General features: G+C 38.0%; 7 protein-coding genes. 4 read left to right on the top strand and 3 right to left on the bottom strand.

Annotation, left to right across the window (positions count from 1 at the left end; all coding sequences use genetic code 11):
• Nucleotides 1-137: 137 nt before the first annotated feature.
• Nucleotides 138-392: an alternative ribosome-rescue factor A gene (locus HMPREF0027_RS05265; RefSeq protein WP_005622812.1), complete on the bottom strand. Its 255-nt coding sequence runs from the start codon at nucleotides 390-392 to the stop codon at nucleotides 138-140.
• A 177-nt stretch (nucleotides 393-569) separates the two neighbouring features.
• Here HMPREF0027_RS05265 and HMPREF0027_RS05260 point away from each other — a divergent pair, with 177 nt between their 5' ends.
• From HMPREF0027_RS05260 to queA, 4 genes are all read left to right on the top strand, one after another.
• Complete coding sequence (locus HMPREF0027_RS05260; protein WP_005622811.1) at nucleotides 570-1325, top strand: class I SAM-dependent methyltransferase; 756 nt, start codon at nucleotides 570-572, stop codon at nucleotides 1323-1325.
• Nucleotides 1326-1382: 57 nt separating this feature from the next.
• Nucleotides 1383-2447 (top strand): AI-2E family transporter, encoded by a 1065-nt coding sequence (locus HMPREF0027_RS05255; RefSeq protein ID WP_005622809.1) that lies wholly within the window; start codon nucleotides 1383-1385, stop codon nucleotides 2445-2447.
• Between the two features lie 92 nt (nucleotides 2448-2539).
• Nucleotides 2540-3469, top strand: a complete 930-nt coding sequence (locus tag HMPREF0027_RS05250; RefSeq protein WP_005622807.1) for a gluconeogenesis factor YvcK family protein — start codon at nucleotides 2540-2542, stop codon at nucleotides 3467-3469.
• Nucleotides 3470-3515: 46 nt separating this feature from the next.
• Complete coding sequence (gene queA / locus HMPREF0027_RS05245) at nucleotides 3516-4601, top strand: tRNA preQ1(34) S-adenosylmethionine ribosyltransferase-isomerase QueA (RefSeq protein ID WP_005622805.1); 1086 nt, start codon at nucleotides 3516-3518, stop codon at nucleotides 4599-4601.
• A 13-nt stretch (nucleotides 4602-4614) separates the two neighbouring features.
• Here queA and HMPREF0027_RS05240 read toward each other — a convergent pair whose 3' ends face one another.
• A complete protein-coding gene (locus HMPREF0027_RS05240; RefSeq protein WP_005622803.1) occupies nucleotides 4615-6909 on the bottom strand; it encodes a DNA internalization-related competence protein ComEC/Rec2 in 2295 nt (764 codons plus the stop codon).
• 139 nt (nucleotides 6910-7048) lie between these two features.
• Nucleotides 7049-8260, bottom strand: a complete 1212-nt coding sequence (sstT, locus tag HMPREF0027_RS05235) for a serine/threonine transporter SstT (protein WP_005622801.1) — start codon at nucleotides 8258-8260, stop codon at nucleotides 7049-7051.
• Nucleotides 8261-8481: the final 221 nt, after the last annotated feature.

Here is an 8481-nt window from a genome sequence, read left to right as displayed (position 1 = left end):
AAGAATTTATATAATACGCTTTGTAACACACACAAAAACATCATTAATTTTAATCAATAAAATCAATCAGTTAGAAGTAAGACCGGGGACAGCTAGTGCACCGTTTCCCAATCCCTTGTCGAGAGATGAGGGATTTTTTATGCGCAATAATTGTCAAATACTGATAAAAAATCCCATTTAAAATTGCTCATCAGAACATTTTTAAATGGGCTTTCACCTCTCTCATAACCTGCTTTTCGATGTTTTGCATTTCGTTGATAACTCCCCTTTCCTTTTCGATTACGCTCAATGCGGGTTTTAAATAATGGGTCGGTAACTAATGCTTTTATCGCACTCTCGTGAATTTCACCTCGACTATGATTATAGACTATTGTTTTTAATGATTTTTTCATTTTGTTTCCTTTTTGTTTGATTGCGTAATTAATGTATCAATTACACACAATATGATGCCAAATTTTACGATTCGTGTATATAAGAATCATAAAAACTTCGGTATAATCCTTTAGATAGCCGTCATACAAGCGGTTAAATTTTCTCAAAATTTTGCAGATAAATGCAGAGAGGTTTCTATGAAAAAAGAAGAAGTAGGGCATAATTTTTTAGCCCGTCTTGGCAAAACGCGTTTACGTCCGGGCGGTAAATTAGCAACTGATTGGCTCATTGCGAATGGCGATTTTAACAAAGATAAAAAAGTATTAGAAGTCGCATGCAATATGTGTACGACTGCTATTCAAATCGCTAAACAATATGGTTGTCATATCACTGGTATTGATTTAGATGAAGAAGCGCTTGATAAAGCACGTGCGAATATTAAAGAGCATGAAGTTGAAGATCTTGTAAAAGTTCAGCGTGCCAATGCGACAAAATTGCCGTTCGAAGACAATTCATTTGATATTGTGATCAATGAAGCAATGTTGACCATGTTGCCCATTGAAGCAAAAGAAAAAGCGATTCGTGAATATATTCGTGTATTAAAACCGGGTGGTTTCTTGTTAACTCATGACGTCATGCTAAATACCGAGGATGCGGATGCCGTGATTCAGTCACTAAGAGAAGCAATTAATCTTACAGTAACACCATTAACCAAAGAAGGTTGGAAAACCTTATTCCATGAATGTGGCTTCCGTAATGTAGATGCTTATTCGGGCGAAATGACTTTGCTTTCTCCGAAAGGTTTAATTCATGATGAAGGTGTTTTAGGCGCAATGAAAATTGTAGGTAATGCACTAAAACCTGAAAATCGCGATACGTTCAAAAAAATGTTCCAAACCTTTAATGATCCGGAAAATAAACTGGGCTTTATTGCTGTTTGTAGCCAAAAATAATGTAAATCCTTCTACATTACGTAGAAGGATTTTTCAAATTTATTAGAGGGAAATAGAATGCTTGAAATGTTCCAAGCTTGGTATAAACAGAAATTTAATGACCCGCAAACAGTCGCGTTACTCGGTATTTTATTGATTGGATTCGGCATCATTTATTTCTTCAGCGATCTGATTATGCCGTTGTTAGTGGCGATTGTTTTTGCTTACCTACTTGAATGGCCGATTCGTTTTCTTATGCGCCATTTTAAATTCCCTCGCTTTCTGAGCTTGGTGGTTGTATTAGGTGGATTTATCTCGCTACTTATTTTTCTATTTATGGTGATGTTGCCAAGCCTGTGGAACCAAGCGGTCACATTTATTCGGGATCTTCCCTCTATGTTCAACTTATTGAATGCTTGGCTGGAAGCATTACCGGAACATTATCCTGAATTAATTGATTACGCCATGCTAGACACTTTAATGGGCAATTTAAAGACAAAAATTTTAGGTTTCGGGGAATCTTTATTAACTTTGTCTGTCCACTCTATTATCAGTCTAGTAGGATTAGGTATTTACGCATTTCTAGTGCCGTTAATGGTGTTTTTCTTGTTAAAAGATAAACACATTTTTGTGCGTTCTTTTGTGCGTATGTTGCCGAAGAATCGTCGTTTAGCAGCAAACGTGTGGTTTGAAATGCAACAACAAATTGCAAATTATATCCGTGGTAAATTCCTAGAAATTCTAATTGTTGGTATTGCAACTTATGCCCTCTTCTTATTCTTTGATTTACGTTATCCGTTACTACTTTCCGTAGCGGTAGGATTATCAGTGTTAGTGCCTTATATCGGTGCAGTATTAGTTACGATACCGGTTGCTTTAGTTGCTTTATTTCAATTTGGATTGTCACCTGAATTCTATTACTTACTGCTTACTTTCGTGATCAGCCAACTACTAGACGGAAATTTAGTTGTGCCATTTTTATTTTCCGAAACTGTAAATTTACATCCATTAACTATTATTGTAGCGGTGTTAATTTTTGGCGGCTTGTGGGGATTTTGGGGCGTGTTTTTTGCAATTCCTCTTGCAACATTGGTTAAAGCCGTTGTTAATGCGTTACCTTCAAATGAAGAAGATTGCGTATAGATCTATCATCACGAGAAATCAATAAACATATTCCGTTCGATGGCATAATGCAAACACAACTATAGTCTCTGTTCAAATAAAAAGGAAAATAAATGCCTGAACAAAAACTATCTTCTCGTCATCCTTATTTAAATAGTATAAGCCAGGTGGTTGCCATTGGCGGCGGACACAGTTTAGGTCGAGTATTATCATCACTATCATTCCTTGGAAAACGACTTACCGGAATTGTTACCACCACAGATGATGGCGGTTCTACCGGCCGTATTCGTTCCCAGCACTGTGGTATTGCTTGGGGTGATCTGCGCAATTGTTTAACCCAGATCATCATCAAACCAACTGTTGCTTCCGCATTATTTGAATATCGTTTCAGCGGTGCGGGCGAACTTGCAGGACATAACTTAGGTAACTTAATTCTAAAAGCGTTAGAAAATATGAAAATTCGACCGCTTGAAGGTATTAACCTAGTGAGAGAGTTATTGCATGTTCGAGCCGGTCTTATTCCAATATCGGAATCTCCGGTACACTTAGCGGCACAATTAAAATCGGGCGTAACGATTGTTGGCGAAGTTTCAGTGGATGCACTTGAAGAAATTCCGAGAAATTTATTGCTAATTCCTAAGGTAAATGCGACACCGGAAGCAATTGATATCGTAAAAAATGCAGAATTAATCGTACTTGGCCCCGGCAGTTTTTTAACTAGCATCATGCCATCATTATTGATTGATGAAATATCAAATGCGATTCAGCATAGTAAAGCAAAGGTTATTTTTATTGATAATATTCAGCAAGAATCAGGGCCAGCCGGCTCTCTTTCACTTGCGGATCGTGTAGAATGGTTGGAAACTCAGATTGGTAAAAACCGCCTAGATGGTATTATTACCGTCCCAACCACCTATAGTAATCTACCCGCGAATATTAAAGTGTTAAAGCAAGTTTTATCTGATGACGATGTTGCTTATCGCCATGTTCGAAATAAGCTCAGCAAAGCCATCAATGATATAGTAGAATTACTAAATTCATAAATATCTGCCCCTTTTAAGGGGCAGTCTGTTTTTATAGAGGTTTTCCATGTTAGTTTCTGATTTCCATTTTAATTTACCTGACGAGCTTACCGCTCGTTATCCAACCTCGGAACGTACTGCTAGCCGTTTATTACATTTAAACGGTGAAACAGGTGAATTTGCCGATAAACAATTCTCTGATTTGCTCACTCACATTGAAGAGGGCGATTTGCTGATATTCAATAATACACGTGTAATTCCTGCACGTTTGTACGGACGTAAGGCCAGTGGCGGGAAATTAGAAGTTTTAGTTGAGCGAGTTTTAGATGAACAGCGCTGTTTAGCTCATGTGCGTGCTTCAAAAGCACCGAAAGAAGGTGCGGAACTTGTACTTGGTGAAGATAAACTCGGCGAAGGTAACGGTTTTAAAGCAATTATGGCTACACGCCATGAGGCATTGTTTGAATTACATTTCAACGAAGAACAACCTCTGTTTGATTTACTTCAACAAGCCGGTCATATACCATTACCGCCATATATTGATCGTCCGGACGAAGATGCTGACCAAGAACGCTATCAAACCGTTTATAGTAAAGTTCTAGGCGCTGTGGCTGCACCAACTGCCGGTTTGCATTTTGACACACCAACGCTTGAAAAGCTTAAAGCAAAGGGGGTTAATATCGCCTTTGTAACATTACATGTCGGCGCTGGCACATTCCAACCGGTACGCGTAGATAATATTTTGGATCATAAAATGCACGCTGAATATGCTGAAGTAAGCCAAGACGTTGTTGATCAAATTTTAGCAACTAAAGCAGCCGGCAAACGTGTTATTGCGGTTGGCACTACTTCTGTGCGTTCGATCGAAAGTGCCGCTCAAGCTGCCGAACAAGAGGGTAAATTGATTGCACCGTTTTTCTCAGATACCAGTATTTTCCTGTATCCGGGCAAAACATTCCGTATTGTCGATGCGTTAGTCACAAACTTCCATTTGCCTGAATCAACGTTAATTATGTTAGTTTCTGCGTTTGCCGGTTACCGCAACACAATGAATGCTTATAAACATGCAGTAGAAGCGAAATATCGTTTCTTTAGTTATGGTGATGCAATGTTTATTTCAAAAAATCCGAATGCATTAAATGATGTTCCTTAATTAAGAAAGGCAATTATTGATTTGGAAGCCCATAAGTCTCTCGATACCATGGGCTTCTGCTATTTCTCGCCGTCTCTAGCTTCCAACCCCCCTTCTCAAAACTCACTTTTACCATCCCTACCCCTGCAGTGCTAAAGGTTTTAATATTTTGTTGTGATAAGCGTGTTAATACATGTTGATGAGGCATTTTCCAAGGATTCCATCGTCCTGCAGAAATAATAGCAATTTGCGGTTTTGTCTGAGCTAATAGAGTATAGCTGGAACTCGTTTTACTACCATGATGAGGAATCTGTAAGAAATCAACTTGCCCGATTTGATGAGCGAATAAACCTTCTTTTGCCGAGGTAGTATCGCCGGTAAACAGCAAGGAGAAGCGGTCTATTTTTACCAAAATAATGCAAGAATCTTCATTCTTCGCGCGTTTTACTCTTGATATCGGATAAATGGCTTTTAATTCAAATTGTCCAAATTGCCACGTTTGACCGGCAATACAGGCTTCAGGATCATGCTTTGCATAACGGCGAGTACTTGCCGAAATTAAACGTGTGTGGGGATATTCAGCAAGAATATCTTCCGCTCCACCGGAGTGATCATTATCGTCATGGCTTAAAAAAACGGCTTCTACTTGAATTCCATTACGCTTCAAATAAGGCAAAATTTCTAATTGAGCCATCGAACCTGTTCGCCCCGATTTATCTTTCCAGCTTGCACCTGTATCGTAAAGAATGGCACGTTTTTTACCGCTATCTTGATAAACAAGTGCCTGTGCAAGTCCTTGTCCGACATCAAATGTTACCCATTCCGGTAAAATCGGAAGCTCAACAAAGAAAATCACAAAACTGCTGCTTACGACAACTAATCCCGACTGTTTCCAATATCTTATAAATAATTTTTCTTGTAAGAGGTACAGCAACAACAAATACAACACATTAAAAACCAACAAATAACATTGCTCACTTTGACTTAATACTATCCAATCGGAGGAGAGAAAAGAAAGTATTTTCAAACTACCTTGTACAAGCCAATCAGCCCAAGCCCAGCTATTTAATATATTATTCGTTAACAATGAAAAAATGACTAACGGTACTAATAGCAGACTATATAAAGGAACAATCAGAAAATTAGTAAGAAATGCCCAAGGTGAAATCCCCTCAAAAAAGAAGAATTGTACCGGAGAAAACACAAGAAAAATCCCCAATTGCAAATGTACTAGTGACAGCCACAAGCGGTTAAATTTCTGCCATTTTTTGCAAAAGGGGAAAAGCTTGGCGAGCGGAAAATACTGATACCAAATGATTAAACTTAGTACAGCTAAAACCGATAACCAAAAACTATCCGATAGAATTGTGAGAGGATCAAGCACAAGTAATAATGCAACAATACGCCACCATAATTGCCAAGCAGTGTAATAGCGGCGTAGCCATTGACATAATAAGACAAGAGAAATCGCAAGTAATGCCCGTAAAGTAGGAATCGCAAAACCGGATAGATAACTATAGAGAATAGCAAAAACTAGCCCTACACATCTCGGGAAAAAGATAGAAATGCTTCCAGCAGATAAGGCTCCTACCCGTAAAAAAAACCACTGAATACACTTTGCCAACCAGAATCCAATTCCCATCGCTAGCCCAATATGTAAGCCGGAAATAGCAATTAAATGTGCGGTAGAAGTTTGTTGAAACAGCTGCCAATCTGAATTGGCTAGCCAAGCACGTTCACCAAAAGCTAATGCCAGTAATAATCCTTGAGAAGGAAATGGTTCTAATTGTTTTCTGACATATTCCAGCCATTGAACGCGTAAAGATCTCACGTATTGTGAGACCAGCTTATTCGCTTTTTTGACTGTTGCACTCCCCTTTAAATGATGTGCGAAGAACCAACGCTGCCGATCAAAATTTCCAATATTTAAGCGAGCAGCAATAGGTCGTATCTTAAGATTCGCTTGATAATGTTGTTCTAATTCTAACGGTTCATCCGACTGCCAGTTTAAATAAATCAGATCGCCATTTTCTAACCTCGCTAATGCTGTTTGAAACTCATCTTGCTTAATAATTTTCTGAACTTGAAATTGGTACAATTGCTGAGAAGGTATTGCATACTTATCTGCGCTTTCTGATATATTGATAATTTGCCAATAGCTTACTAGTATTAAAGCGCCTAATAAAATAGTTAATGCTTGTTTACGGAATATTCCTAGAATAATTATCAAAACTGCCACATAGCAGCCATAAGTAAGCCATTCTTGGGGTAAGAAAAGTAATGGAAGAAAAAATAACGAAAGGACAAGAATAAAGCGGTCAAAATTCATAGCAAATTACCTTTTTGTAAAGTATGCTAAATTTTCGACCGCTTGTGAAAAGTGAAGCTAAAGTTTGCGATCCAGATCGCAAAAGTTAATCTCGGAGATTCCAATAACCACAATAAATTTTATAGAATATCTATATAAATTATTTATTGTCTTCTGCCATGCTTACTGCTGTAGTAAATAGCACGTCTGTTGATGAGTTTAATGCGGTCTCAGCTGAATCTTGAATCACGCCGATGATAAAGCCAACACCGATTATTTGTGCGGCGATATCATTTGGAATATTAAATAAACTACATGCTAATGGGATAAGTAATAACGATCCGCCTGCAACACCTGATGCGCCACACGCACAAATTGCAGCAACAATACTTAATAATAACGCTGTTGCAAAATCAGGATGAATCTCTTGGGTATAAGCAGCAGCTAATGTTAATACAGTTACTGTAATTGCAGCACCCGCCATGTTGATATTCGCACCAAGTGGAATTGCAACAGAAGCGATTTCATCTCGTACACCTAAACGTTTAGCAAGGTTCATATTCACCGGAATATTTGCCGCTGAGCTACGAGTAAAGAAAGCTGTTACTCCGCTTTCGCGTAAACAGATTAATGTCAATGGATACGGATTACGGCGGATTTTCCAATATACAATTAATGGATTTAGCACAAATGCCACAAATGCCATTGAACCAAGTAATACGCCTAATAAACGCGCATAGCCGGCAAATGCATCAATACCATTCGTTGCTATTGTTTCAGCAACTAAACCAAATACACCGATAGGTGCAAAAGCGATTACAACTTTAACAACATAAGATACTGCTTCCGCAAAATCGTTTAAAAATGTTTTAGTACTTGGTGCAGCATGACGTAACGCAATACCTAAGCCGATCGCCCAAGCTAAAATACCGATAAAGTTAGCATTTGCTAATGCTTGTAACGGGTTATCAACTAAATTGAACACAACTGTTTTGATAATTTCCCCAATACCTTGCGGAGGATTTAAATTATCTGGATTTGAAACAAGTTCTAATGTTGTTGGGAAAAGGAAACTAAATATCACTGCTGTCAATGCAGCAACAAATGTACCTAAAATATACATTACTAGAATCGGTTTTAATTTACTGTCTGAACCTACTTCTTTATTTGCAATTGCAGAAAGCACTAATACAAATACAAGAATCGGTGCAATTGCTCGAAGTGATTTCACAAAAAATTGACCTAATACGCCAACGCTTTTTGCCCACTCAGGATTAACAGATGCTAAACACAAGCCAAGCACTAAACCGATGGCAATACGTAAGACTAAGTTGCCCCCGAAAATTTTTGAAGATAAAGATGAATTACTCATAATATTTCGCTATTAAAGACTAAAACAGAATAAACGGCTAGCCGTTTATCCACCTAGATAAATATGAAAGTTTGAGATTAGCGGAAATTACCCTTTTTGGGAATAGTTACTTATGCATTTTTATTAGATTTTTATATATTAGCGATTAAAATTTGTTATTTCTCTATATCAAACAAATATAGATAGGCTTGAACCAAGAAAAATGCTTTTCGCAACCGATT

This window comes from Actinobacillus ureae ATCC 25976, assembly GCF_000188255.1.
GTDB lineage: Bacteria > Pseudomonadota > Gammaproteobacteria > Enterobacterales > Pasteurellaceae > Actinobacillus > Actinobacillus ureae.
This window is presented reverse-complemented; position numbering and strand designations above follow the sequence as displayed.